This is a genomic window from Pseudomonas sp. FW305-E2, from assembly GCF_058782925.1.
Window position 1 is genome coordinate 44,030 of record NZ_JBYSYE010000017.1, and the last position, 24,512, is coordinate 68,541.

General features: G+C 63.2%; 26 protein-coding genes and 1 pseudogene. 14 read left to right on the top strand and 13 right to left on the bottom strand.

Annotation, left to right across the window (positions count from 1 at the left end):
• The first annotated feature begins 33 nt into the window (after positions 1-33).
• Positions 34-1,602 carry a sensor domain-containing diguanylate cyclase gene (locus AC3WLP_RS14820; protein ID WP_088513192.1) on the top strand — a complete coding sequence of 523 codons (1,569 nt, stop codon included), beginning with the start codon at positions 34-36 and terminating at the stop codon, positions 1,600-1,602.
• Positions 1,603-1,645: 43 nt separating this feature from the next.
• Here AC3WLP_RS14820 and AC3WLP_RS14825 read toward each other — a convergent pair whose 3' ends face one another.
• Both AC3WLP_RS14825 and AC3WLP_RS14830 read right to left on the bottom strand, forming a co-directional pair.
• The gene (locus tag AC3WLP_RS14825) at positions 1,646-2,149 is read right to left on the bottom strand and encodes a GNAT family N-acetyltransferase (RefSeq protein WP_088513191.1); all 504 of its coding nucleotides are present in this window, start codon (positions 2,147-2,149) and stop codon (positions 1,646-1,648) included.
• A 17-nt stretch (positions 2,150-2,166) separates the two neighbouring features.
• Positions 2,167-2,880, bottom strand: coding sequence for an MgtC/SapB family protein (locus AC3WLP_RS14830; RefSeq protein ID WP_017148355.1), 714 nt, complete (start codon positions 2,878-2,880; stop codon positions 2,167-2,169).
• A gap of 397 nt (positions 2,881-3,277) precedes the next feature.
• On the opposite strand from AC3WLP_RS14830, the gene AC3WLP_RS14835 reads away from it, so the two are divergent.
• Positions 3,278-3,745, top strand: coding sequence for a sterol desaturase family protein (locus AC3WLP_RS14835; protein ID WP_004576241.1), 468 nt, complete (start codon positions 3,278-3,280; stop codon positions 3,743-3,745).
• Between the two features lie 34 nt (positions 3,746-3,779).
• On the opposite strand, the gene AC3WLP_RS14840 is transcribed toward AC3WLP_RS14835, so the two are convergent.
• Positions 3,780-4,673, bottom strand: coding sequence for a bile acid:sodium symporter family protein (locus AC3WLP_RS14840; RefSeq protein ID WP_012052327.1), 894 nt, complete (start codon positions 4,671-4,673; stop codon positions 3,780-3,782).
• A gap of 184 nt (positions 4,674-4,857) precedes the next feature.
• Here AC3WLP_RS14840 and AC3WLP_RS14845 point away from each other — a divergent pair, with 184 nt between their 5' ends.
• The 10 genes and pseudogenes from AC3WLP_RS14845 to ku all read left to right on the top strand — a co-directional run bounded on the left by AC3WLP_RS14845 (position 4,858) and on the right by ku (position 13,563).
• Positions 4,858-5,721: a Dyp-type peroxidase gene (locus tag AC3WLP_RS14845; RefSeq protein ID WP_088513190.1), complete on the top strand. Its 864-nt coding sequence runs from the start codon at positions 4,858-4,860 to the stop codon at positions 5,719-5,721.
• 89 nt (positions 5,722-5,810) lie between these two features.
• Positions 5,811-6,722: an aldo/keto reductase gene (locus AC3WLP_RS14850; protein WP_088513189.1), complete on the top strand. Its 912-nt coding sequence runs from the start codon at positions 5,811-5,813 to the stop codon at positions 6,720-6,722.
• Positions 6,723-6,726: 4 nt separating this feature from the next.
• Positions 6,727-8,010 (top strand): NTP/NDP exchange transporter, encoded by a 1,284-nt coding sequence (locus AC3WLP_RS14855; protein ID WP_060545164.1) that lies wholly within the window; start codon positions 6,727-6,729, stop codon positions 8,008-8,010.
• Positions 8,011-8,214: 204 nt separating this feature from the next.
• A pseudogene (locus tag AC3WLP_RS14860) lies at positions 8,215-8,340 on the top strand (con-10 family general stress protein); the annotation flags it as partial.
• 58 nt (positions 8,341-8,398) lie between these two features.
• Entirely contained in the window at positions 8,399-8,596 is a 198-nt protein-coding gene (locus tag AC3WLP_RS14865) for a hypothetical protein (RefSeq protein WP_014756700.1), read from the top strand.
• Positions 8,597-8,614: 18 nt separating this feature from the next.
• Positions 8,615-9,946, top strand: coding sequence for an iron-containing redox enzyme family protein (locus AC3WLP_RS14870; protein WP_088513188.1), 1,332 nt, complete (start codon positions 8,615-8,617; stop codon positions 9,944-9,946).
• The gene (locus AC3WLP_RS14875; protein ID WP_088513187.1) at positions 9,946-10,899 is read left to right on the top strand and encodes a methyltransferase; all 954 of its coding nucleotides are present in this window, start codon (positions 9,946-9,948) and stop codon (positions 10,897-10,899) included. The genes AC3WLP_RS14870 and AC3WLP_RS14875 overlap by 1 nt, the downstream gene beginning before the upstream one ends.
• A 6-nt stretch (positions 10,900-10,905) precedes the next feature.
• Positions 10,906-12,012: a carboxylate-amine ligase gene (locus tag AC3WLP_RS14880; RefSeq protein WP_012052321.1), complete on the top strand. Its 1,107-nt coding sequence runs from the start codon at positions 10,906-10,908 to the stop codon at positions 12,010-12,012.
• A gap of 56 nt (positions 12,013-12,068) precedes the next feature.
• Complete coding sequence (locus AC3WLP_RS14885; RefSeq protein ID WP_012052320.1) at positions 12,069-12,656, top strand: phosphorylase family protein; 588 nt, start codon at positions 12,069-12,071, stop codon at positions 12,654-12,656.
• An 85-nt stretch (positions 12,657-12,741) separates the two neighbouring features.
• The gene (ku, locus tag AC3WLP_RS14890) at positions 12,742-13,563 is read left to right on the top strand and encodes a non-homologous end joining protein Ku (RefSeq protein WP_004576232.1); all 822 of its coding nucleotides are present in this window, start codon (positions 12,742-12,744) and stop codon (positions 13,561-13,563) included.
• Between the two features lie 21 nt (positions 13,564-13,584).
• Here the strand turns inward: ku and AC3WLP_RS14895 are convergent, their stop codons facing one another.
• Genes AC3WLP_RS14895 through ligD form a run of 5 tightly spaced genes read right to left on the bottom strand, consistent with a single transcriptional unit; the run spans position 13,585 to position 19,189 of the window.
• Complete coding sequence (locus AC3WLP_RS14895; protein WP_012052319.1) at positions 13,585-14,244, bottom strand: glycosyltransferase family 2 protein; 660 nt, start codon at positions 14,242-14,244, stop codon at positions 13,585-13,587.
• On the bottom strand, positions 14,241-14,840 hold the full coding sequence (locus tag AC3WLP_RS14900; RefSeq protein WP_012052318.1) for a class I SAM-dependent methyltransferase: 600 nt from the start codon (positions 14,838-14,840) through the stop codon (positions 14,241-14,243). Before AC3WLP_RS14900 ends, AC3WLP_RS14895 begins: the two co-directional genes overlap by 4 nt.
• An 11-nt stretch (positions 14,841-14,851) precedes the next feature.
• Positions 14,852-15,607 carry a PIG-L deacetylase family protein gene (locus AC3WLP_RS14905; RefSeq protein WP_012052317.1) on the bottom strand — a complete coding sequence of 252 codons (756 nt, stop codon included), beginning with the start codon at positions 15,605-15,607 and terminating at the stop codon, positions 14,852-14,854.
• Positions 15,604-16,647: an acyl-CoA dehydrogenase family protein gene (locus tag AC3WLP_RS14910; protein WP_088513186.1), complete on the bottom strand. Its 1,044-nt coding sequence runs from the start codon at positions 16,645-16,647 to the stop codon at positions 15,604-15,606. The genes AC3WLP_RS14905 and AC3WLP_RS14910 overlap by 4 nt, the downstream gene beginning before the upstream one ends.
• Before the next feature lie 40 nt (positions 16,648-16,687).
• Positions 16,688-19,189: a DNA ligase D gene (gene ligD / locus AC3WLP_RS14915; protein ID WP_088513185.1), complete on the bottom strand. Its 2,502-nt coding sequence runs from the start codon at positions 19,187-19,189 to the stop codon at positions 16,688-16,690.
• A 127-nt stretch (positions 19,190-19,316) separates the two neighbouring features.
• Here ligD and AC3WLP_RS14920 point away from each other — a divergent pair, with 127 nt between their 5' ends.
• Together AC3WLP_RS14920 and AC3WLP_RS14925 are read left to right on the top strand one after the other, a co-directional pair.
• A complete protein-coding gene (locus AC3WLP_RS14920; RefSeq protein WP_012052314.1) occupies positions 19,317-19,781 on the top strand; it encodes a hypothetical protein in 465 nt (154 codons plus the stop codon).
• Complete coding sequence (locus tag AC3WLP_RS14925) at positions 19,778-20,002, top strand: metallothionein (RefSeq protein WP_017148353.1); 225 nt, start codon at positions 19,778-19,780, stop codon at positions 20,000-20,002. The genes AC3WLP_RS14920 and AC3WLP_RS14925 overlap by 4 nt, the downstream gene beginning before the upstream one ends.
• Positions 20,003-20,092: 90 nt before the next feature.
• On the opposite strand, the gene AC3WLP_RS14930 is transcribed toward AC3WLP_RS14925, so the two are convergent.
• From AC3WLP_RS14930 to AC3WLP_RS14950, 5 genes are read right to left on the bottom strand one after another with little or no spacing between them, the layout of a single operon-like run.
• A complete protein-coding gene (locus AC3WLP_RS14930; protein ID WP_012052313.1) occupies positions 20,093-20,509 on the bottom strand; it encodes a hypothetical protein in 417 nt (138 codons plus the stop codon).
• Between the two features lie 28 nt (positions 20,510-20,537).
• Positions 20,538-21,491 carry a lysylphosphatidylglycerol synthase domain-containing protein gene (locus AC3WLP_RS14935; RefSeq protein ID WP_088513184.1) on the bottom strand — a complete coding sequence of 318 codons (954 nt, stop codon included), beginning with the start codon at positions 21,489-21,491 and terminating at the stop codon, positions 20,538-20,540.
• Positions 21,491-22,693: a cardiolipin synthase ClsB gene (gene clsB / locus AC3WLP_RS14940; RefSeq protein ID WP_088513183.1), complete on the bottom strand. Its 1,203-nt coding sequence runs from the start codon at positions 22,691-22,693 to the stop codon at positions 21,491-21,493. Before clsB ends, AC3WLP_RS14935 begins: the two co-directional genes overlap by 1 nt.
• Positions 22,690-23,463 carry an endonuclease/exonuclease/phosphatase family protein gene (locus AC3WLP_RS14945; protein WP_088513182.1) on the bottom strand — a complete coding sequence of 258 codons (774 nt, stop codon included), beginning with the start codon at positions 23,461-23,463 and terminating at the stop codon, positions 22,690-22,692. Before AC3WLP_RS14945 ends, clsB begins: the two co-directional genes overlap by 4 nt.
• Positions 23,460-24,512: a DUF72 domain-containing protein gene (locus AC3WLP_RS14950; protein WP_080754545.1), complete on the bottom strand. Its 1,053-nt coding sequence runs from the start codon at positions 24,510-24,512 to the stop codon at positions 23,460-23,462. Before AC3WLP_RS14950 ends, AC3WLP_RS14945 begins: the two co-directional genes overlap by 4 nt.

The following is a 24,512-nucleotide window of genomic DNA, read 5'->3' on the forward strand; positions in this document are numbered from 1 at the left end:
AAGGCGGCGAACGCGGTATGGCCAGGGATTCCAATGTGCGCAGCCCGGAAACAGGATAACGATGGGGTTTTCGCCATCAGTGGCGAGGGGCGCGCGGTGCCGCTGTTCCGCCTGGTACTGGCGTTCATGCTGGTGGTGATGCTGGCATTCGTGCTGGTGGAGGGCTGGCGCATCTGGCGTGACTACCGTTTTGCCTATAACAACGCCGAGAACATGGTCAGCAACCTGGCTCGGGCCACGGCACAGCACGCCGAGGACGCTATCCGCCAGGTCGACGTCATTACCGCGGCCTTGGCCGAGCGCCTGGAAGGCGACGGTTTCGATCACATCGACCGGCCGCGCCTGCATGCCTTGCTGGCGCAGCAAAAAAGCATCATGCCGCAGTTGCACGGGCTTTTCGTTTACGGCCCGGACGGCAGCTGGATCGTCACTGATCAGGCGGCCATCCCGCCCAACGCCAATAACGCCGACCGGGACTACTTCGTCTATCACCGCAGCCATACCGACCCCGGTGTACGTATCGGTTCGGTGGTGCGCAGCCGCTCCACCGGCGACCTGATCATTCCTATTTCCAGGCGCCTGGAGTATGCCGACGGCCGCTTCGCCGGCGTATTGCTCGGCACCATCAAAGTGGCGTGGTTCGTGCGTTACTACGGCGACTTCAAGATTGACGAACGCGGTGCGCTGGTGCTGGCCAAGCGCGACGGCACCCTCCTGGTACGGCGCCCGTTCGTGGAACAGGTGATAGGCCGAAGTCTTGCCAACAGTGAGATCTTCCGCAACCACTTGCCGTATGCCACAGAAGGGGTAGCGGAGGCGGTAGCGGTCGTCGATGGTACACCTCGGCTGTATGGCTACCGCGCGTTGTCCAGCTACCCATTGGTCGTGGAGGCGGGGCTGTCGCGTGAGTCCATTGTCGCGCCCTGGCGGTACGATGCGATCAAGTCGGTGGCGGTATTGCTGCTGTTGTTGGTCGGGCTGGCAGCGTTTGGCGGAGTGGTGCTGCGCCAACTGCGCGAGCGGATCGCCATCGAGCGGGCGCTGCTCCAGGCGCACCAGACGCTGAAAGCGTTGGCCTTGACCGACAGCCTTACCGGGCTGGGTAACCGTCGGCGGCTGGATGGGGTGTTCGAACCTGAGCTGCGCCGTGCACGGCGCCAAGGCTACCCCCTGGCGCTGGTGATGCTAGACCTGGATTACTTCAAGGCCTACAACGACCGCTACGGTCACCCAGCTGGTGACCAGTGCTTGCGACGCTTTGCCGAAGTGCTGCAGCAGGCCTTGAAACGGCCGGCCGATCTGGCGGTGCGCTATGGTGGGGAGGAATTTACGCTGTTGCTGCCCGATACCGATGGCCGCGGCGCGGAACTGCTGGTGCAGGAGTTACAGCAGCTGTTGCGCCGACAGGCGCTGGAACATGCCGCGAGCCCGTTGGGAAGGGTGTCGTTCAGTGCCGGGATCGCGGTGGTCGACCTGGCGCGGGAGGGCGTCACTGCTGAGGCGCTGGTCGCGGCGGCGGACAGGGCGTTGTACCAGGCCAAACAGCAGGGGCGGGACGGGTATTGCGTGGCGGGTAGTGTGGCGGCGGGGCAGGGTTGCTGACCTGGCTGGAGCGCGCGGGGGCGCCATGCGTCGCGATGAAACGCTAAAGCCCCAGACGCATTGCACAACGCCCGCTGAGACCGTGAGCATGCTCGCTTGCGAGGATGCTCTGGAGTCGTTCGCAAAGCCGGCTTTCCTGAAGCATCTCGAACCCGAAACGTGCATAGAACGGCGCATTCCAAGGCACATCCACAAAGGTAGTCAGCGTCAGCTCGCGTACACCGGCGCAGCGGCCTGCATCGACCACTTGCTGCAGCAACCGGCGCCCGACACCTTTCCCCTGGGCCTCCTGGCGCACCGATATCTCATGAAGGTGCAATGCCTGATGCGCCAGCCGGGCGCAGGCAAAACCCACAATGCGCCCAGCCGGGTCCTGCGCCACCCAACTACCACCTTCCTCGACGAAAGCCCTGTGCGCCGCGCAATCCATGATTTCGCCTCGCGCCAGCCAGGCCAGTGCCGGCCAACTGACAAAAGCCTGGGCTGCCGAGCGCTCGACGTCCGGCAGCCACGTGATGTCCCGGTCTAGGGTAGGGCGGATAAGCATGAGTCACTCCTGTCGTTCTAATCCGTCGCCAGCACCTGCGGCTGTAATTGCCAGCGCACCGAGCTTACACCTTTCTCCAGGCTGACCCTGCTGACCAGGCGCTCCAATTGCGCCGGCGCCTGCGCGGTGCCCAACAGCTCGGCGCGCACTTCCAGGCGCGCAGGGTTGTCCAGGTCCTGGCTCTGCAACGACTGCAGGCGCAGTTGTGGGTCGCCCAGGCTATGTAACATCAGGCTACGCACCTGGATCTCATCCTCGCCGCGGCAGACGATACGGACTTCGAAGTGCTGTTCCACCTCGTTGGCCGGCACCACGTCCTGACGGTCGAGGCGCTGGGCGATGTCACGCAACAAGATGTTGGCGCAGAGCACCACCAGGCTACCCAGCGCCGCCTCCATCATCAGCCCGAGGCTGCACAGCACGCCGACCGCAGCCGTGCACCACAAGGTGGCCGCGGTGTTCAGGCCACGTACATTGAAACCATCGCGCATGATGACACCACCGCCGAGAAAGCCGATGCCCGACACCACATAGGCTGCGACGCGCGACGCATCGGCAGGCGCCATGCCTGGCACCGCCTGGGTCATCAATACGAACAGGCAGGCACCGGTACTGACCAGCGCATTGGTGCGCAGCCCGGTCAGGCGTTGGCGCAATTGCCGCTCGGCACCGATCAGCGCCCCCAGCACCAGGGCAATGCTGACGCGCAGCAGAAATACTTTCCAATCCATAGCAAACCTCTTCCGCAGGCACACGCCCGCATGAACGCCATCAGTTGGCGCGGTTGAAATAACCAGAAATTGCGCAGGACCACGCGGAGGGAATGTGAAGCGGGGGTTACAGGAAACCACCGTCTTGCCAGCACGGCCAGACAGTGCAGAACACTGCCGGGCTAGCGCGCCACGCGGGCCTGTCGCAAGCGACTGGGGCTACTGTCCAAGGCAGGTCTCCTGTTGAGGAAGGCAAAATTGCGTCGCGGACCATACGCCGCAGGGCAGAGCAGGTCAAGGGCAAACACATGACAATGGCTTCATCCGTGAACGGCCTGCAGCCGGTCACGCCCACATGGAAAAAAACCTGGGCAGCCGGTAACCTTGCGCCTCCCTTTGCCATCACCCGGACCGTTCCATGCTGTTCAATCTCGCCGTATTGTTCGGCACCCTGGTGGCCATGGAGGGCGTTGGTACGCTGGCTCACAAGTACATCATGCATGGCTGGGGCTGGTGGCTGCACCGATCGCACCATGAGCCACACCTGGGTATGCTCGAAACCAACGACCTGTACCTGGTGGCCCTGGGGCTGATCGCCACGGCGCTGGTGGCGCTGGGCAAAAGTGGTTATGCGCCTTTGCAGTGGGTGGGCGGTGGTGTGGCAGGGTATGGGGCACTGTATGTACTGGCCCACGACGGCTTCTTTCACCGGCACTGGCCGCGCAAGCCGCGGCCGGTCAACCGCTACCTGAAACGCTTGCACCGCGCGCACCGCCTGCACCATGCGGTGAAGGGGCGCACAGGGAGCGTGTCGTTCGGGTTTTTCTATGCGCCGCCGCTGAAGGTGTTGAAGCAGCAACTGCGCAGCAGGCGCAGCCAATCGTGACGCATCCCCGGCACCTGCCGGGCATTGGGTGACGTCAGTTCACGGTTTCACCTTTGGGCTCTGCCGCCACATGCCCGCGGCTCACCCACCAGCCAAACCCGGCCGCAGTAAAGAACATGATCAAGCTGTACAACGCAGCCGGCACCGCCATGGTCGCGTTGTTCAGCAGCGAAGGGCTCAACGCCAGGGCAATCGCCAAGGTCCCGTTATGGATGCCAATTTCCATACCAATGGCAATCGCCTGGCGCTTGGGAATGTTCAACAACCGCGGCACCCAATAGCCCACCGTCAGGCTCAGCAGGTTGAACAGCAGCGCCGCCAGGCCCACCACCGGTGCGTACTCGACCACTGTCTGCCAGTCCTTGGCCAGTGCCAGGACGATGGTGAAGGCCAGGAACAGCGCAGCCACCAGCTTCATCGGTTTCTCCATACGCGCAGCGAATGCCGGGGCAAAATGGCGAATCAGCATGCCCAGCGCCACCGGCAGCAAGACGATGGCGAACACCTGCATGACCTTGGCGAACTGCAGTGGAATAGCCTGGTCCGAGGCCATGAACCAGCTCAGCGACAGGTTCACCAGCAACGGCATGGTCAGGATCGCGATCAGTGAGTTGACCGCCGTCAGGGTGATGTTCAACGCCACGTCACCGTGGGCCAGATGGCTGAACAGGTTGGCCGTGGTACCGCCCGGCGAAGCCGCCAGCAGCATCAACCCCACTGCCAGGGCAGATTCCAGGCCAAAGCCGTTGGCGATCAGGAAGCACACCAGCGGCAACAGCAGGATCTGGCACACCAGGCCCACCACCACGGGCTTTGGGTATTTCACCACGCGAGCGAAGTCAGCCAGGGTCAGCGACAACCCAAGGCCAAGCATGATGATGCCCAGTGCAAGCGGCAGAAACGCAGTGAGCAGGGGCGAGGCGGTCATGAGGGAGATCTCGGGCGAAGGATCTGAAGCAGTGTAGGTCGGCCTTGATTGATAGCTAATTGCAAAGGGCCAGCTCTTGGTAACCGTTTGTTACTACGCGCAGCGGCTGGCGAGGCTGCATGCCGCATTGCAGCAGGCATGCAGGCGAAGTAGCATTCCGTTTTTACCTTAGGATTAGCCTGATATGCCGTTCCAGCAAGGTCTGCTTGCCACCCCGGTGCCGGCCCACGCCCGTCACCTGTTCTTCACCCTGCAGTCGCCCGAGGCGTTGCCTGCCGCGCTGGATGCCTTGCTGCCGCAGGTCGATGGCAAACAGTTGCTGCTGGGCGTAGGCGCCCCCCTGGCCAAGGCCCTGGGCCGGGAAATACCAGGCCTGCGCCCGTTCCCGCTGCTGGATGCTGCGGTGGAGAACCCCAGCACCCAACACGCCCTGTGGCTGTGGCTGCGTGGCGACGAACGTGGCGACCTGCTGCTGCGCGCCCAGGCCCTGGAGCAGGCGCTGGCTCCCGCGCTGGGCCTGGCCGACAGCGTTGATGGCTTCCTGCACCGGGGCGGCCATGACCTTACCGGTTATGAAGACGGCACCGAAAACCCGGTAGACGAAGAGGCGGTGCAAGCGGCCATTGCCGCAGATGGCGCCAGCTTTGCCGCGTTCCAGCTGTGGAAGCACGACCTGCAATACTTCAAGTCGCTGCCCCAGGCAGACCAGGACAACATCATCGGCCGTCGCCTGAGCGATAACGAAGAACTCGACGACGCCCCCGAGTCCGCGCACGTCAAGCGCACCGCCCAGGAAAGCTTTGAACCCGAGGCGTTCATGGTCCGTCGCTCGGTAGCCTGGGCCGACCAACGCGGCGCCGGCCTGGCCTTTGTCGCGCTGGGCAAGAGTTTCGAGGCATTCGAAGTGCAGCTGCGGCGCATGAGTGGCCTGGAAGACGGCATCATCGACGGGCTGTACCGCTTTAGCCGCCCGCTGACGGGGGGCTACTACTGGTGCCCGCCAATGAACGAGACGGGTGTCGATCTGAGCCCCTTGCTGCGGGCCTGATCTCTAAACATCCAGATACAGAAACACCCGCAGGCGAGGGACAGAGCGGCTAGGCTTGAAAATTTCCGATTCATGACGGGAGATTTTCCATGTACGCACGTCGTGAAGTCCTACGCGCCGCTGCAACATTGGGGTTGCTGGCCGCCGCCAGCCCTTGGCTGCACGCTGCCGTGCCGGCGGGTTTGCTGGTCCGTAAAGTCCCGTCCACCGGTGAAGCGTTGCCGGTGATCGGTGCCGGTACTTCGGGCAGTTTCGAAGTAGAAAGCGGTTCGCCCCAATACCTTCAGCTCAAAACGGTGCTGAAGGCATTTTTTGAAGGCGGCGGCCGGGTGATCGACACCTCGCCCAACTACGGGGGCGCCGACAGCATTCTCGGCCAGTTGCTGGAAGAGGGCGGCTGGCACCGCCAGTGCTTCCTGGCCACCAAGATCGCCGCCAATAGCCGGGCTGAAGCCCAAGCGCAGTGGGCCGGCAGCCTCAAGAGCCTGCGTACCGACAAGGTCGACTTGCTGCAGATTCACAACCTGCGCGACTGGCAGACCCAGCTGCCTTATGCCCGCGAGCTGAAGCAGCAGGGCGGCACGCGTTATGTCGGCATCACCCATTACCTGAACAGTGGCCACGACGACGTCGCGCGTATCGTGCGAAGCGAGCCGCTGGACTTCATCCAGATCAACTACTCGGTCAACGCCCCTGACGCTGCCCGTGAATTGCTACCGCTGTGCCAGGACAAGGGCGTTGCGGTGTTGATCAATCGGGCCTTCGACGATGGTCGGCTGTTCGCTCGGGTCAAGGGCCAGGCCTTGCCGGGCTGGGCCGCCGAGGCAGGCATCGGCAGCTGGGCACAGCTGTTTCTCAAGTTCGCCATCAGCCACCCGGCAGTGACCACGGTCATCCCCGCTACCAGTCGGCCTGACCGCCAGCTCGATCAGCTCAAGGCCGGGCATGAGCCAATGCTCACCCCGGCGCAGCAACAGGCGCTGATCACGCAGTTTGCCTGAGATGATGCAAGCCTGGCGGCGGCGCCTGGACCAAGGGCTGAACATCCAGCCTGGTGAGGGGCCGGCGGTCATCGCCGGCTTGCTGCTGTTCTACCTGCTGTTCACCGGTTACTTCATGCTGCGCCCGGTGCGCGAAACCCTGGGCGTTGCCGGTGGCGTGGAAAACCTGCAGTGGCTGTTCACCGGCACCTTCATCGCCACGTTGGCGTGCCTGCCGCTGTTTGGCTGGCTGGCATCCAGGGTGCAGCGCAGGCATATCCTGCCTTGGACTTATGGTTTTTTCGCCAGCAACCTGTTGCTGTTCGCGGCACTGTTGGCCGGTAACCCTGACGATCTCTGGACCGCCCGGGCGTTCTATGTCTGGCTGTCAGTGTTCAATTTGCTGACGATCTCGCTGGCCTGGAGCGTGCTTGCCGATCTGTTTTCTACCGCCCAAGGCAAGCGGCTGTTCGGCCTGCTGGCAGCCGGGGCCAGCCTGGGTGGGCTCAGTGGCCCCCTGCTTGGCACCCTGCTGGTGGCGCCGCTCGGCCATGCCGGGTTACTGGTGCTGGCGGCGGTATTTCTGCTGGGCAGTATCGGCGCGACACTGTTCCTGCAACGCTGGCGAGCCCGTCAACCCATTGCGATGCAAACCGAACATCAGGACGCGCGGCCACTGGGTGGCAACCCGTTTACCGGCGCCACCGCCGTCCTGCGCTCGCCCTATCTGCTAGGCATCGCTTTGTTCGTGGTATTGCTGGCCAGCGTTAGCACATTCCTGTACTTCGAGCAGGCGCGTATTGTCAGCGAAACCTTCACGGACCGCACCCGACAGACACAGGTGTTCGGCCTGATCGACACGGTTGTGCAGGCCCTGGCCATCCTCACCCAGGTCTTTCTTACCGGGCGCCTGGCCCGTCGGCTGGGTGTCGGTGTGTTGCTGGTTGCAGTGCCGCTGGTCATGGCTGCCGGCTTCTTGTGGCTGGCACTGGCCCCTGTGTTTGCCCTGTTCGTGGTGGTGATGGTGGTGCGCCGGGCAGGTGAATACGCACTGGTACGGCCAGGGCGGGAGATGCTGTTCACCGTGCTGCCCGCCGAGGACAAGTACAAAGCCAAGAACTTCATCGACACGGTGGTCTACCGTGGCGGCGATGCGCTGAGCGGCTGGGTCAAGCGTGGGTTGGACGTGATGGGCGAGCACCCGCAATTGGCGATGCTGATCGGCGCGCTGCTTGCCGTGGGTTGGGCCGCGACGGGTGGCTGGCTGGGCCGGCGCCAGGCGCGCATGGATCGCCCGCCGCACCACTGACACGCGCACCAAATACGGCGATGCCGCTTATTTAACGCCACCGGTCCGAACCTCTCGTAATAAAGCGAATCTGCCGATATCGCCGAACTCCGAATCTGTGTACGGCATCTTGCCGTGCATTCCGAAGTCATATGAGGTTTGAACACCATGGCCACTAAAGACAACAGCCGCACCGGCAATCAACAAGGCAGCCAAGGCGGTAACAAGAACCCGGGCAATTTCGCCAATGACCGTGAAAAAGCTTCCGAAGCCGGTCGCAAGGGCGGCCAGTCCTCGGGCGGCAACATGCCCCACGACCGCGAGTCGGGCCACAAGGGCGGCCGTTCGTAACTGACCAAGGCGCAGTGCCGGGGCGACCTGGCACTGCAATTATCCAAGGAGGTACTCCATGCGACTGACTCCACTGATCATCCTGATGGCCGCGCTGAGCTTGGTCGGCGGCTGTTTCGACCGCGACAATGACCACCCTGGTAAAGATTCCGACCCCAGCAAGCCTTCGCTGCAGATGCAGCAACCTGATTCCAAGCCTGCACCGCAGCCTGCGCCCGACCCCGAGCCGATGCCTGGCCAAAAGCCGAGCCAGTAAGAAGACAAGGAGCACGGCATGACGGTGATGAACCGCAATACTGCAAGAACTGCGCAAGTGGTCACCGAATCGACCAGCCTGCGACAACGCTACCAAGCAATGCTCGCAGGCCAGGATGCTGGCAGCGGCTCATGGCTCGAGGAACAACTGTCGGGGGCTGCGAGCATGCCGGACGACTTGCCCGACACACCGTCCGAGTTGCCGGCCTGGAGTAAGAAGCATACCGCCGAGGTCGCCAAGGCCTACACCGTTTACCGGGCACAACGCCGTCAAGGCATGCCCCGGCGTTACTTTTCCAACCGCGCCCACGCATTGTGGTTCCTGCAACAGGTTGCGCCGACCAAGGCCGTGGATGGCGCCTGGCTACAGGGCACCCTGCATCACTGGCGCGATCCACGTTATCACGGGCTGATTCGCACCTATCTGGAAGAGCTCGGCAACGGTGATCCACGCTGCAACCATGTGCTGATCTATCAGCGCCTGCTTGGTCGCCTGGGTTGCGTAGAGGCCATGCCCCTGGATGACACGCGGTATCTGCAAGGGGCCCTGCAACTTGCCCTGGGGCAGCACTGCGATACTCACCTGCCAGAGGTGGTTGGCTACAACCTCGGTTATGAGCAGCCACCGCTGCATCTGCTGATCACCACGTACGAGCTGGCCGAACTGGGCATCGACGGGCAGTATTTTCAGCTGCATGTGACCATCGACAATGCCGCCAGTGGCCACGCCCGCCTGGCAATTCAGGCGCTGAACCAGCTAAGCCCCGCGCATGATCCGCAGGCGTTCTACGCCAGAGCGCGCTTAGGCTACCGCCTGAATGACCGGGGTATCGCCACGCCAGACCTCATCCGCCAGTTCGATCTGCAAGGCGAACTGTTTGCAGCCCTTGAGCGCAAGCGGGTTTATGGCCAGTTGATGCATGCCGATCATTGCCGCCTGCAGCAGCGTACGATCAATCAATGGCTGGCCGAACCCGGCGCCATGCCCGCATTCGTTGCCGCATTGCAGGCTCAGGGTTGGATCCGCAGAGGGCAGCCGCCAGCGAACAGCCGCTGGTGGACGCTGATCGACGGGCCGACCGCGGCGATGTTCGGGGTGTTCAACGCCTATGAAAAACAGCTATGGCATGACTGGATCGCCGACGATTGGCAGCCGTCCATCCGCCGTGTGTCACCTGGCAGTTGGGGGCTGCCCGACGAACCTGAAGACATACCCAATGACACCTTGAATGTGGCCGCCAAGGCCTTGATCCAGAGGATGGCCGGCAATCGCCACGCCACGCCGGACGGCTTGTGTGCCACGCGCGCCTACATGCGCGTAACCGGGCTGCGCCAGGAGGAACCGCGTTGATGATGCTCACTCACAGGCAAATGGAGGCAGACCAGGCGTTGCTACAACTGGGACAGCGCCTGCGCGCCGATGGATACCGCTTTACCTGCGTGACACCCGCTACCCACGCGCGCGTCAATGCCCGCGAGGGCTGCGGGCAGGCCAGCACCCTGCGCGATATATTCGGCTGGAGCCGACCTTTCGAGCCAGGTTTGCTGTCGGCAGATCAGTTACTGTTGCTCGAACGTGCGCAGGCGTTGGGTGCACAGGGTGAACGGCTGATCAGCACGGTACGCTGGTCCAGCCTGGATGATTTACTGTTGCTGCATTCGGCGTATCCAACCGACGCCAGCGATGCCGTGTTCTTCGGCCCGGACAGTTACCGCTTTGCCCAGGTCATTCGCGATCACCTCCAGCACTGCCCCGAGCGGGTCGAGCATGCAGTGGATATCGGCTGTGGTAGCGGGGTGGGCGCCTTGCTGATTGCCCGCGCCGCCCAGCACGCACAGGTCAGCGCCGTTGACATCAACCCCCTGGCGCTGCGCTATACGGCAATCAATGCAGCCCTGGCGGGCGTGAGTAATCTGTCGGTCGAGCCCAGTGACTTGCTGGACGGTATCAGCGGTACGTTCGACCTGATCGTTGCCAACCCGCCCTACATGCTTGACCCCAACGCCCGCATCTACCGTCACGGTGGCGGCGTGCTAGGCGCCGACCTGTCACTGCGTATCGTGGAGCAGGCTCGCGAACGGCTGAGCCGCCACGGTACATTGCTGCTGTACACCGGCGTGGCCATTGTCGAAGGCCGCGACGCCCTGCTCGAAGCCATCCGCCTGCGCCTGGCCGGTCCGGATTGGGCCTGGGTGTATCGGGAAATCGACCCCGACGTATTTGGCGAGCAACTGGCTGAGCCAGGCTACGAACAGGTCGAACGCATCGCCGCCGTGGCGCTCACCGTTACCCGCAGCCGCTGAGGCAGCATGATCCGGCCCTGTACGTTCGGCATCGAGGAAGAGTACCTGCTGGTGAACCTGGGCTCGGGTCAGGTTCCGGCCACACCGTCACTCGCGGTGATCGGGCGCTGCCGTGAAGCACTTGGCCGCTATTTCGCCCAGGAAATGTTCCGCAGCCAGATCGAGCTGGCGTCGCCGGTGTTCACCAACCTGCATGAAGCGCGTGAATTCTTCCAGCGCAGCCGTCAGCGGCTGCGCGTGGCATTGGCCGAAGAGGGGATGGGGCCATACGCTGCGGCCAGCCACCCCTGCGCCGCGTGGCTGCGGCAGAAGCCCGCGGCACAAGGGCACTATCAGCAGCTGTTCGATGACTACCGCCATGTGGCAAGGCGTAGCCTGCTCAATGGCCTGCATGTGCACGTTGGCGTGCCGCCAGCGTGTGACCGCATGCAACTGATCAACCGCCTTTTGCCCTGGTTACCGTTGTTGCTGGTGTTGAGCACTTCGTCGCCCCTGTGGGCTGGCCAGGCTACCGGGTACATGAGCTATCGCCGTGTGATCTGTGGTGAGTGGCCGCACATGGGCTTGCCCGAAGCGTTGCCGGATTGGGCCGCCTATCAACGCTACCGTACCCTGTTGCAGCGCACCGGTGCACTGGCTGCCGATGGCGACCTTTGGTGGGCACTCCGGCCTTCGCGGCGCTATCCGACAGTGGAGTTGCGCATCTGCGATGGCTGCCCGAATCTGGAAGACGTTCTGTGCATTGCAGCACTGTTTCGCCACCTGGTTGAACACAGCATTGCCTACCGCCATGACCCGCTACCCTGCAGCCGCGAATTGCGCTGGATCGCCCAGGAGAACTACTGGCGTGCCATGCGCCATGGGCGCCACGCACACTTCATAGGTTGTCACGAGCAGCAGCCGGTCACGGCGCAAGGCTGGCTCGCCCAACTGCAGGCCCAGATACCCATAGACAGCGCGGACGCCGAGCGCGCCTGCCGGCACGCCCTGCACGTGCTGCGCCATGGCACCCATGCCGACCAGCAATTGCGCTGCCTGGCACAGGCCAGGGCAGACGGGCTTGGCAAAGGGCAGGCGCTACGCGCCGTGGTGGCTGCCGGGACTTGCATTTAGCCCGGGTTGACCGACAATGGCCGCGCCCTTTGCAACCACTCGGAAACACCTGCTCCATGATGCTGATCAAGCAATTCCCCGACATTTCCCTGAATGACACGCTGTTCGTCTTTGCGCTTGAGGCCGAGGCTGGCGATGTCTTTACCGAGGTGAACACCGTGTTCACCGGCATTGGCAAGGTCAATGCCGCGATCGCCCTGACCAAGGCGATCGCAACGCGCAGGCCCAAGCTTATCGTCAACCTGGGCTCGGCTGGCAGCCAGCGTCATGGCAAGGGCGAAGTCGTGTGCTGTAACCGCTTCGTACAACGCGACATGGATGTGACCGCGCTGGGCTTTGCCCGTTATGAAACACCCTTGTCCGACACCCCGGTGGTACTCGAACACGGGGCGGCAATACCCGGCCTGGCTGTGGAAACCTGTGGCAGCGGTGACAGCTTCGAGATCAACCATGGCGACGCGCCTTACGACGTGGTCGACATGGAAGCCTACGTACTGGCATTGATCGCGCGGGGCGAAGGTATCCCGTTCGTGTGCTTGAAATACATTTCCGATGATGCAGGCAGTGAAGCCGCAGGGGATTGGGCGGTACAAGTGCACCTGGCGGCCGAAGCGTTCAAGCGGGTGCTGTTCAGCCAGGCGTGACGGTTGCCGCAGGGCAGGGCAGCTAAACCTTTGTCGCCCGGCGCAGTCACTTCTGGTATCAGCAGGCAACCCTGGGAGCACCCTCATGGCTCGGGCAATCTGGAAAGGCGCCATCAGTTTTGGCCTTGTGCACATCCCCGTGGCACTCAATACCGCCGTGCGCACCGAGCGCGTGGACTTCGACTGGCTGGACAAGCGCAGCATGGAGCCGGTCGGCTACAAGCGGGTGAACAAAGTGACCGGCAAGGAAATCGACAAGGACAATATCGTCAAGGGCGTAGAGTTCGAGAAGGGCCGCTATGTGGTGATCAGTGAAGAGGAGATCCGCAAGGCCCGGCCCGAAGCGACTCAGACGATCGATATCTTTTCCTTTGTGGAAGCGGGCGATATTCCGCTGCAGCATTTCGATACGCCGTACTACCTGACCCCGGACCGCCGTGGCGGCAAGGTGTACGCCTTGCTGCGCGAGACGCTGGAAAAGACCGGCAAGGTGGCACTGGCCACCGTGGTATTGCATACCCGGCAGCACTTGGCGCTGCTGCGGCCTCTGGACCATGCGCTGGTGATGATCACCTTGCGCTGGCCTGAAGAGGTGCGCGGGCTGGAAACGCTGGAGCTGGATGCCAGCGTGACCGACAGCAAGGTGGAGAAGCGTGAGCTGGAGATGGCCAAGCGCCTGGTAGAGGACATGAGCGGGCCCTGGAAGCCTGAGGATTATCATGACGCCTTCCGCCAGACGATCATGGACCTGGTGGAAGAGAAGGCCAGCAAGGGCAAGATCGAGGCGGTGGAGAAGGGCGACGCAGGAGGGGCCGAGAAAGGTGCGGACATCCTCGACCTGACCGAACTGCTCAAGCGCAGCCTGGGTGGCAAGAAACCGGTGAAGAAGACGCGAAAGGCTTCATGAACACGGCCAATGCCATTGAGTTCAAGACTGCGCCTGCAACCCCGCCAGGTAATCACCAAACCCCTCGCGGGCGCGGCTGTCACGTCGACTGCTGGTGGCCACACTATGCCTGGCGGTCCAGACGATCTGGGCGCCGCTGGCCTGCAGGTCGCTGACCAGCTGCACATCTTCATGCGCCGCCAGGGGCTGAAAGCCACCCACACGCTCATAGGCATTGGCACATACCCCCAGGTTTGCGCCGTGCACATGCCGATGCCCTTCACACGCCTGGTAGCGGCTCTGGTACAGCTTGCGCAGCGCGGCTGTCTGCCAGGGATGCCAGTACTCGACATGCACGGTGCCGCAAACCACCTCGGCGCTGCAGGCCAGCTGCGACAGCAGCCAGTGCGCCGGGACCCGGCTGTCCGCATCGGTGCACGCCAACCATGTGGCGCCCCGCTCGACCATGTGCGCCGCGCCCACGCGACGTGCCATGCCGACATTACCGGCATCCACCTCCAGTAGGTGTACGCCGAAACGCCGCGCCACGGCGGCGCTGCCGTCACTGCAGCGGTCCAGTACCACCAGCACTTCCACGTGCATTCCCGCATGCTGCGCCTGCTGGGCAGCGATCAGCACTGCCCGCAGGCATCGCCCAAGGCGGCGGGCTTCATTATGTGCAGGGATGACAACGGCAATCATGGGCACGTCTCGTCGAGATCGACAACGCTTGGCTGGCATGACCAGTACTCCAGCAAAAAGTCCGCCTCCTCATGGCGGAACTGCTGATGCAACGGCAAATGCCGGGTCAACAGGCGGTGCACGTCGCGACCGTCCTGCGGGCAACCCGCGATAGGGTGCTTCCAGTGGCAGGCCAGTAACGCGCCGTCGTAGGTAAGGCTGGCCACCGATTGTTCGATCACCTGCAGCCAGTCGGTGGGATCAAGGTAGTAACCCACCTCGCTGAGCACGATCAGGTCAAAGCGGCCGCCGGGCCAGTCCCCCGGTAACCGGGCCCGTTCGACCGAAGCATTGTGCACGTGAGCCAGGCGTTCACGGGCCAGGCCTACGGCCGTCGGGTCCAGGTCCTGGCACAGCAGTTCGGCGCAACGCTCGGCCAGCAGCGCGCTGAGCTCGCCATTTGCGCAAGCTGGCTCGAACACGCGCTGATAGCACTGGCGTGGCAGGCTGGCCATCACCAGCTCGCGTTTGCGCCTCTCGTACCAGCGGGTGCGAAAGGCCCAAGGGTCTTCATTGGTGGCGTATAGCTCGGCAAAATACTGTGGATCGAGGCTCATGACAGCTCCATTCAAAGAAACACCAGTTCGAAAGGTTGCAGAAGGCAATCCAGCAGGTGCGGCGGTAGCACCGGCGGCTGCTCGCCGTCCGGCTGCAGCTGGCTGACGTGGGCGGCCAAGGCCTTGCGCTTGCGTGCCAGACGGCTTTCATCGAGCTGCACGCGGTGCGCACGGGGCCATGGCAGGCGCGGGTCGTCAGGCTCGGCCCAGTGCCAGGCCCAGACCGGTACCTCAGCCAAGTGCACCCCACGGGTTGCCGCCGCCTGCGCAGCGGCGCGGCCGACGGCCTCGTGATCGCAATGGCCATCACTGCGCCAGGTGGCCATCAGCAGGTCATCGGCGCGCAGTAACTGGGTGAGGTGACGGGTCAGAAACGCTTCTTCGCGCGGCAACTGGCCGTCCTTCAGATGAAGCCTGCGCCAGTCCAGGCGTTCAAGGTCCAGGTCGAGCTGCTGCAGGGCCAGTCGGCTTTCCTGGGGGCGCTGGCGGCGCAATCGATGTTCGGTCCAGTGACTGGAGCCGGGGTGGCTGCCTTCGCCGTCGGTGGCGGAGATCAGCACGAGCTCATCCTCACGCCCCTTGAAGCCTGCCAACAGGCCGCCGGCCATGAGAATCTCGTCATCCGGGTGCGGCGCAATTAATACCAGCCGGCGCCCCGGCGGGCACAGTTGGCGTGAGTCGAGCCAGGTCGCACGCGCCAGGTGCGCGCTTTGCTGCCAGGCTGCCCAAGGCGTGCCACCCGCGGCCTGGATCAGGTTCTGGCTCATAGTTGCCACACCCCGGCTGGCAACTGGGCCAACTGCTGGCCCAGCATCGCCAGATCGCGCTCGGCGTGGCTCTGACGCAGGAACACCGGCAGGTCGGCGCTCAGCCGGGCAAAATGACTGCTGCGACAGAACGGCGTGGCCCCCAAGGCACGCCCGACGTGACTGATAACCTGCTCTACGGCCTGTTCTACCTGGGCGCGGGTGCGGCGAACTTCGAAACTGGCATCCACACCGGGCTGCTGATCGATCCAGGCAGCACATTCACGCAATGACGCACGGGCGCCATGCAACGCAGCATCCACAGCGCCCAGATGCGCATCGGCATGCGGGTCTGGGCGGGGTTTGCGGCACTGTTCACGCAGGTAATCCGCCAGCGCCTCGGCCGCGCCGTACCAGCAGGCAGCGATACCTGCACCGCCTTGCCAGAAGCCAGGGCGCGAGAGGTATTGGCCCGGCGTGCCGATGAGCGTGCCTGGGGTATCGTTGAACGCCACCTCGACACTGGCGGTAGTGGCCATGCCAACGGCCTGCCAGTGCTCGATGTTCAGGCCCTGGCTCGGCTGCGACAGCTCGATTGCCACCAATTGCGGCTGCTCGGCCTCATCCCAGGCAGTAATCAGCGCGCGATCGATCTGCAAGGCACCGGAACACCAGGCCTTGGTGCCACTCAGGCGCACCTGGTCGCCTTCACGCGCAGTGATGCGGACCCGCGCATCGGGCGGCTCTGCCGCCCACACGCCCCAGATGCCGTCGTTGGCGTGGTGCGCTGCGCCGCATTCCGCCAGGATCGCCAAGGCATCGGTATGGCCCTCATAGAGCTTGGCCAGTGCCAGGTCACAGCCGGCCACCCGTGCCAAGGTCTGCCAGCGACGCAAGGTGTTGCCTTGCCCCGGCAACGGTAGCAGGTCGAGGTGATCAGCTTGCAGCGCCTGGATCAGTTGCGGCAATTGGGTATCGAGGTTGAGCGGTAGCTGGCGTTCGCCAAAGGCGCGTAAAAGGCGGTCAAGGGTGGTCAGGTTGAAGTCCTGAACGATGCTCATGGGCGTGGCTCCCGGGTCGTGTCCAATCGCAGGGGCGTCATCATTCGAGCCCTAGCTGCTTGCGCATGCGCGCGGTGATCGACTGGCGTACCTTGCCCATGTCGGCCCAAGGGTCGTCGACCTCCGCCAGGCGCTCGCGCAGGTTGGTGATGTTCCATTGGTTGGCGGCTTTGATGTGCGCCAGTTCCTCACGCCAGATAGGTACCGATACTGGCAGCCCGTCACGGGCTCGCAGTGAATAGGCGCACGCCGTGGTAGCGCCCTTGCCATTGCGCAGGTAGTCGATGAAGATGCGTCCCACGCGATTTTTCGGCCCCGACACCGCGCTCAGGCGCTCCGGAAACAGCTTGGCCAGGTAATTGACGATGGCGTGGCTGAAGTCCTTGACTTCGTCCCAGCCGGCACGTCGGGTCAAGGGCACAACCACGTGAATACCCTTGCCACCACTGGTTTTCAGGAACACCTTCAGGCCCAGTTCATCCAGCAGGGTGAGGGCCAGTTGGGTCGCCTCCACCATCGCCTTCCAGGGCAGCGCAGGATCAGGGTCCAGGTCGAGGACAAAACGGTCCGGCTTGTCGAAATCCTTGTCCGTGGCGTTCCAGGTGTGCAGTTCCAGCGTATTCATCTGCACCGCGCCCAACAGCGTGTCCGGGCGATTGATGACCATCGCCGCCTGGCCTGCCTCGGCCTTTTCATAACTGAGCACGTTGGGTATGTGCAGCTGGCCCGCGTTTTTCTGGAAGAACAGCTCGCCACCCAGGCCGTCCGGGGCGCGCACCAATGCCACCGGGCGGTGCTTGAGCTGTGGCAGGATCCACTGGCTGATGCCAGCGTAATACTCGGCGACTTCGCGCTTGGTCACACCCGTGGTGGGGTCGATGACCCGGTCGGGGTGGGTCAGCCGCAGTTCACCCAGGTTCTCAGACGCCTTGGCCTGCTTGTTGCGGTTGGATACAGTTTTTGCGGGCATGGCGCGCTCCAGGTCAATGGCGGTGGCCGCCTTGTCATCGCGCAGGCCGTGGAACACCGAATGCCGCACGATGCCGTCACGGGTCATCTGGGCAAAGGCGACTTCAGCCAACAACTGCGGCCGCAGCCAGTGCACACCACGCGCTTCGGCTCCGGCAGGTGGCGAGGGCAGGGCAGGGCTGGCGATTTCCAAGGGCTTGAGCCGCGTGTGGATGCTGGCCAGTGTCGTGGTGTTGAAGCCGGTACCAACCTTGCCGGCATAGCGCAGCTCGCCACGCTCATTGTCGTGCAGGGCCAGCAGCAGGGCACCGAAGCCGCTGCGACTGCCTTTGGGGTCGGTGTAGCCGACGATCACGAATTCCTGGCGTTGCTTGCACTTGAGCTTGATCCAGTCTGGGCTACGGCGGCCGCTGTAAACACTGTCAGCACGCTTGCCGATCAGGCCTTCCAGCTTCAGCCGGCAGGCACTGTCGAGTAGCGATTCGACAGGTTCGTCGAAGTCGGCGGAATACTTGATGAAGTCGGAATGGTTGTGCTCAAGCAGTTGGCGCAACGTATCGCGGCGGTGCTGCAGCGGTAGCTGTCGCAGGTCCTGACCGCCCAGAAATGGCAGGTCGAACAGGTAATAGGTGATGCGTTCGTCGTGCTCGGTATCGAAGGCGTTCTGCAACGCCTGGAAGTCAGCCATGCCATTCTCATCAGCCACCACCATTTCGCCATCGAGCCAGGCCGAGTCGATACCGAGCGCGCGCAGGGCAGCCACCTGCCGGGGCATCTTGCTGCTCCAGTCATGGCCGTTGCGGGTGAACAGGCGGATGTCCTGGCCCTCGATTCGGGCCAGGATACGGTAGCCATCGAACTTGACTTCGTAGCGCCAGTCGCCGCTGGGTGGAGAATCCACCAACGTTGCCAGCTGTGGCTGTAGCTGTGCTGGCAAGGGTGCAGCCTGAACTTTGTCGGCGCGTTTACGGCTGCTGCGCGGGGCAGTGGCTTTTTTTGCAGCGGATTTGCGTGGCACCAGCGTGCGCTCGCTGAGCACGCTGTCGGGCAGGGCCTCGACAATGCTGTACTCGGTTTCGCTGCGCGCCTGGGCGTCGTGCGACTTGACCAGCATCCATTGTTCTTTCTTGCCGGCCAGGTGGGTGCGAAACAGGTTCCACACGCCGGCTAGCTTCTCGCCTTGCAGGCGGAAACGCAGCTTGCCTTTGACATAGGCTTCATGGGCATCGCCTTCAGGCTCCCAGATACCGCGGTCCCAGACGATCACATCGCCTGCACCATAGTGGCCTTCAGGGATATGGCCCTCGAAATCGGCGTAGTCCAACGGATGGTCCTCCACATGCACTGCCAGGCGGCGCACCTTGGGGTCCAGAGATGGGCCTTTGGGGATCGCCCAGCTTTTCAGGGTGCCGTCGAGCTCGAGGCGGAAGTCGTAGTGCAGGTGACTGGCGTCGTGTTTCTGGATGCAGAACTGCAGCGCATGAGCCCGCTTGCCACGTTTGCGTTCGCCGCTGGGCTCGGGTGTAGCGTTGAAGTCGCGCTTGCGCGCATATTCCTGCAAGGGCTTGGCCATGGCGGGCTCCGGGCAAATCACAGTCTCTAAGGTGGGAGGTGCCGGCCGAGGCGGTAGTTCAAAAAACTCTGAATCTTCCGTGAGCTGGCGTAGTCGACCGAATGAAGCCACCTGATGGAGAACGCACATGACCCGACCCGATGCACCTAAGCCATACACCCCCACCGAAGTCGATGACACTGAGGACCGCATGGGCAGCGTGCATGAACTGGATTTCGATGAACGCCTGGACGAACGCGAAGGGCGTGTGGGCGACGAGCGACCCGCCGCCGAGGTCGCCCGTGAGTTCCCACCCCAGCGCGTGGCACAAAGTGGCATGACCGGCGGCGAAACGCTGAGTGACAGCCTGCATGAGGACAATGTCACCTATGACGATTTGAGCCCGGACACCCTGCTGGACGAAACCGGCGCACGCGACCCCCACGAGCCGGGCGGCAGTGGCGGCCCGGCAGACCAGCGTTTGCGCCAGGTGGATGCCGACGAGATCGGTGGCGGCATTGGCCTGGACGAGGCCGAATTGGCCCGATCCGCTCCGCTGGATGGGGTGCCCTGGACCGATGAAGTGATTGACGACGAGGAGAGCAAGCCATGAACGATCAACGCTGCGCGTGTACGCACTGCTCCTGCACGGTGGATGCCAATGCCTTGCAGCGCGACGGCAAGGCCTATTGCTGCGAGGCCTGCGCCAGCGGCCACCGCAAGGGTGAGCCATGCCGGATGCAGGACTGCCATTGTGGTGATAAGCCGGGCGAGAGCGCGGTAGACAATGCGCTGGATGAAACCTTTCCAGCGAGTGATCCGATCTCGCCCTGAAGCAGATAGGCGGGCTGCCCTTGCAGGCGATCGCCCCGCCCTTTGATCTTATTCTGGGAGCGGGCTTGCGCTGGCTCCCAGCCTTTTGTACTAGTGGGTCTGCCAGACCCCGTTATTTCGCTCACAGTCGCTACGGGCCTGGCCGAGGCTCGGGGTGTCGTAATAGTAAGTGATCACCCGCGCATCCTTGGGTAACGCCGGCTTCTCGCCACCGATTGCCTTGGGATTGGCCAATGCCTCTGGGGTCAGGGGAGCGATGCAGCTGCCGACACTCCCATCGGCACACCGCGCTACTTTGCTCTTTTCGCTATTGAGCATGTCCTTGCTTTCGTTGCTGCATGACCAGTTGATCGCTTCGGCGGGCATGTTGCTGTAGCTGTAACAGGTGTGCCGCTCCACCGGCGTCACGGCGTCGCTGGAGGAGCGAGTCAGCACATTGCAAGCTTCGGCCCAGGCCTGGCCGCTGGCCAGGCTGGCAACCATCATCATCAAGGCAGGAACACGCATTTTCCACCTCCAGGGCACAAGGCCCACGTCAGGTCTGAGCAGGCTTGTCGCGCCGGCGCATGGCTTTGGCGCGCTTTTCCAGGATCAGGTAGGTCACCACTGCCAACAGCAGCGGAATCAGGTAGTACAACGTGCGGTAGCCGAGCAGGGCAGCCACCAGCGTGCCCTGGGCCATCTGCCCATGCAGCAGGGCCAGAAACACCGCTTCCAGCACGCCCAGCCCCGCAGGGATATGCGCCACCACACCGGCCACGCAACTGATCAGCAGGATGCCGAGAATCGATGGGTAGAACGCTTCGCCCGGCAGCAGCCAGAAGATCAGCAGCGCCATCAGTGCCCAGTTGCTGGCACCCAGCGCCACCTGGCACAGCGCCAGACGCAGCGAGGGCAGCGTCACCTCGTGGTCGCGCCAGCACCAGGTGCGCTTCTTGGCGAAACCACAGGCCAGCAGGTAGCCGCCCGCAATCGCCAGCAGCAGCAGGCCGATCAGGCGCAGGCCTGTAGTGCCCACCGCCCAGTTACCGGGCATCTCCACCAGGCCCAGGGCGAATACGGTGCCGGCCAGCAGCATATAGCCCATCCAGTTGGTCAACAGCCCCAAGGTGAGGATTCGTGTAATGGTCGCGGTATCCAGGCCCAGCCGGCCATAAAGGCGGTAGCGCAAGGCAACCCCGCCTACCCAGGTCGTGAAATTGAGGTTGAACGCGTAGCACACGAACGCGACGGGCAATACCTGCCGGGCAGGTAGCGTGTGGCCGGTGTAAGCCCGGGCCAACAGGTCGTAACTGGCAAACGCGAGGTAGCTGCTCAACGCGATCGCCAAGCCGATGGCAAGGATGCCAGGCTTGTAGGCCAGCAAAGACTGGCGCACTTCGTTCCAGTCCAGGTTGCGCGCCAGCAGGTACAACAGCACAGGGATCAGGATCAGAAACGCGAGTGTGAGCAGACGTTTGCCCCACGTTTGCCAGCTTTTGCGCGCCATCAGGAGTTGCCCTCGTGCAAGTTGCCATGAGGTTCGGCTTCCGGCTGCACCGAGCGCAAACGCTGCCGGTGCGCTGGGAACCAGCCCGCAATGCGCGGGAAGTGGCGGATCACGTGGAAGCACACGAAGATCAACGGTGCTCGCCACCAGTAGCCGCGAATCATGCGCTCCAAGGTGACCGGTTTGCATTGCTCGCTGGCCAGTGCCTGCAGATGCTGGTGCAGTTGCTGGTTGAAGGCCCGATCACGAATGAACAGGTTGGCCTCCAGGTTGAACGACAGGCTCAGGGGGTCGAGGTTGCTGGAGCCGACGGTGGCCCATTGGTCGTCCACCAGTGCCACCTTGCCGTGCAACGGCCGCTGGCAGTACTCATGGATCTTCACCCCGTCGCGCAGCAGGTAGTTGTACAGCAGGCGCGACAATGCGCGTACCCAGCGCATGTCGGGTTGGCCCTGCAAGATCAACTGAACCTCTACGCCACGCCGGGCCGCATTGCGCAGCTCGCGCATCAATCGGTAGCCTGGGAAGAAGTAGGCGTTGGCGACGACAATGCGTTGCCTGGCTTTACGAAACGCCTGAAGGTAGTGCGCCTCGATATCAGTGCTGCGCATGCCGTTGTCGCGCTCGATCAATACAGCACTGGTGCTTCCGGCGGGCTCGGTAACCGGGCGTACCGCACTGGGTGGCTGCAGAACAGGAGACATCAGGCGCTTACTGGCTGCATGTACCTGCGCCACTACCGGCCCAGTGACCTCCACGGCATAGTCCTGCTTGGCCATGGCACCAAAGTCGCCTAAATGGTCGGCGCTGTAGTTGATACCGCCGATGAAGGCCCGTTCACCATCAACCACCACGATCTTGCGGTGCAAACGGCGAAACAGGTTGGTGCGCATGCCCAACAAGCGCGGTTGCGGATCGAACGCATGAAAGCTTACACCCGCGTCGGTCATCGCTGAAATGAACTCAGCCGGCAGCTCGGCTGTGCCGTAGCCATCCGCCGCCACTTCCACGCGTACACCGCGCCGGGCCGCCTCGATCAACACCTGCTGCAATTGCTTGCCCACCTTGTCGTCGAAGATGATAAAGGTTTCCAGCAATATTTCTTCCCGCGCCTGGGCCATGGCCTCGAATACGCGGGGGTAGTACTGCTCGCCATTGATCAGCAACTGCACGCCATTGCCGTCTACCCAGGGTCGGTTCACAGGTTGATCTCCGCAGCCAGTGGTACGTGGTCGGACAGATGCGACCACGGGTATTTGGACAACACCTGGGCAGCGCCCGGCACCGCGTTTCGCAAGTAGATGCGGTCCAGGCGCAACAACGGCAGGCGCGCGGGAAAACTGCGCGCCGGAGTGCCGAAGACTTCTGTCAGGTGTTCGCTGAGCACCGCGTCCGCCTTCAGCCGCCAGTCGTTGAAATCGCCGGCGATGATGACCGGCGCGTTGGGCGGCAGGCTGGCCAGCAGGTCCAGCATCAGCTTCACCTGGCGCTGCCGGTGTGCTTCGCGCAGGCCCAGGTGTACGCATACCGCATGCACCTCGTCATGGCCCGGCACCTCCAACTGGCAATGCAGCAGGCCACGTTGTTCATTGCCCTGCACCGACACATCCAGGTTGTTGAAGCGGCTGATGGGGAATTTCGACAACAGCGCGTTGCCGTGGTCGCCATGGGGATACACCGCATTGCGGCCATAGGCGAACTGCGGCCACATGCTGTCGGCCAGAAACTCGTACTGCGGTGTTTCGGGCCAGGCAGGGTGGCGCAAGGCGTGCTGCTGGTGACTGCCGTGCACCTCTTGCAAAAACACCAGGTCGGCGCCGGTGGCCCGTACGGCCTCGCGCAACTCGGGCAAGATGAAGCGCCGGTTGAAGAAGGTGAAGCCTTTGTGCACGTTCAGCGTCAACACATTGAGCCGGCGTACAGCGGTCACCTTGTCGATGATGCCGCGTGGGGCGGGCAGGGGCTTGTTCACAAGGCCACCTCCGGCACCACGCCTGGCTCGGTCATCAACTCATGGTCCAACGACAGCTTTTGCAGCAAGCGCCTGGCGTCGTATGGCGCGTGAACCTTCTGGTCGTTGTCGAAATAGCAGTACACATCCCGTGCGGCACGCCGAGGCGGCGGCCCCGGCACGACCAGGCGGGCATCGTCCGCCTGGTTACCTTCGCTCCATAGCTGGATACGCTGCTTCCAACGCCGCAGCGCGCGTGCGGTATATCCGCTGCTGTACAGCTCCACATCCCCGTGCAGGCGCATGTAGACGAAGTCGGCGGTCACGTCTTCGACACAGGGCCATTTGCCTGCGCTGTCGGCGACTACCAGCGCTACGCGATGCTTGCGTAAGAGCTTGATGAAGGCTTCGCAGAGGAAACTCTCGTGGCGGATTTCCACGGCGTGACGCAAGCGAGCATCGCCTTTGATGGCAAGGCTGCCATTACCCTTCAGGCGCTCGGCGCAGCCTTGGGCGCGTTCAAGGGCCGCTTTGCGGGTGTGTGGCAGCAGCGCCAGAAACCGGGAAAAACGGTCTTCATCGAACTTCATGTTGGGGGGGAACTGCCACAGGAACGGCCCGAGCTTTTCGCCCAACAACAGCGGCCCGGAGGCGAAAAAATTGGCCATTGGCTCTTCGATGTCCTTCAGCCGCCGGACATGGGTGATATAGCGCGGCCCCTTGACCGCGAACACGAAGCCGTCCGGCGTTTCTTCACGCCAGCCCAGATACCGCTGGGGCGTTTGCAGGCTGTAGAACGAGCCATTGATCTCGATGCTGTTCACCGCCCGTGAAGCGAATGCCAGTTCATCGTCCTGCTTCAGGCCTTTGGGGTAGAAGTCCTTGCGCCAGGGGCCATAGCGCCACCCGGAGATACCGATGCGAATATCGCTCACGCTGCCGTCCTCACTGCCGGTTCCTTGTTCGGTCGCTCTGAAAGTGCGACCGGCAAAGGCCGGCGAGGGTTCACAACGCTTGACCAACGGAAATGCTGACGCCGAGTTGAACTTTGCGGCAGCTGGCGTCTCCAC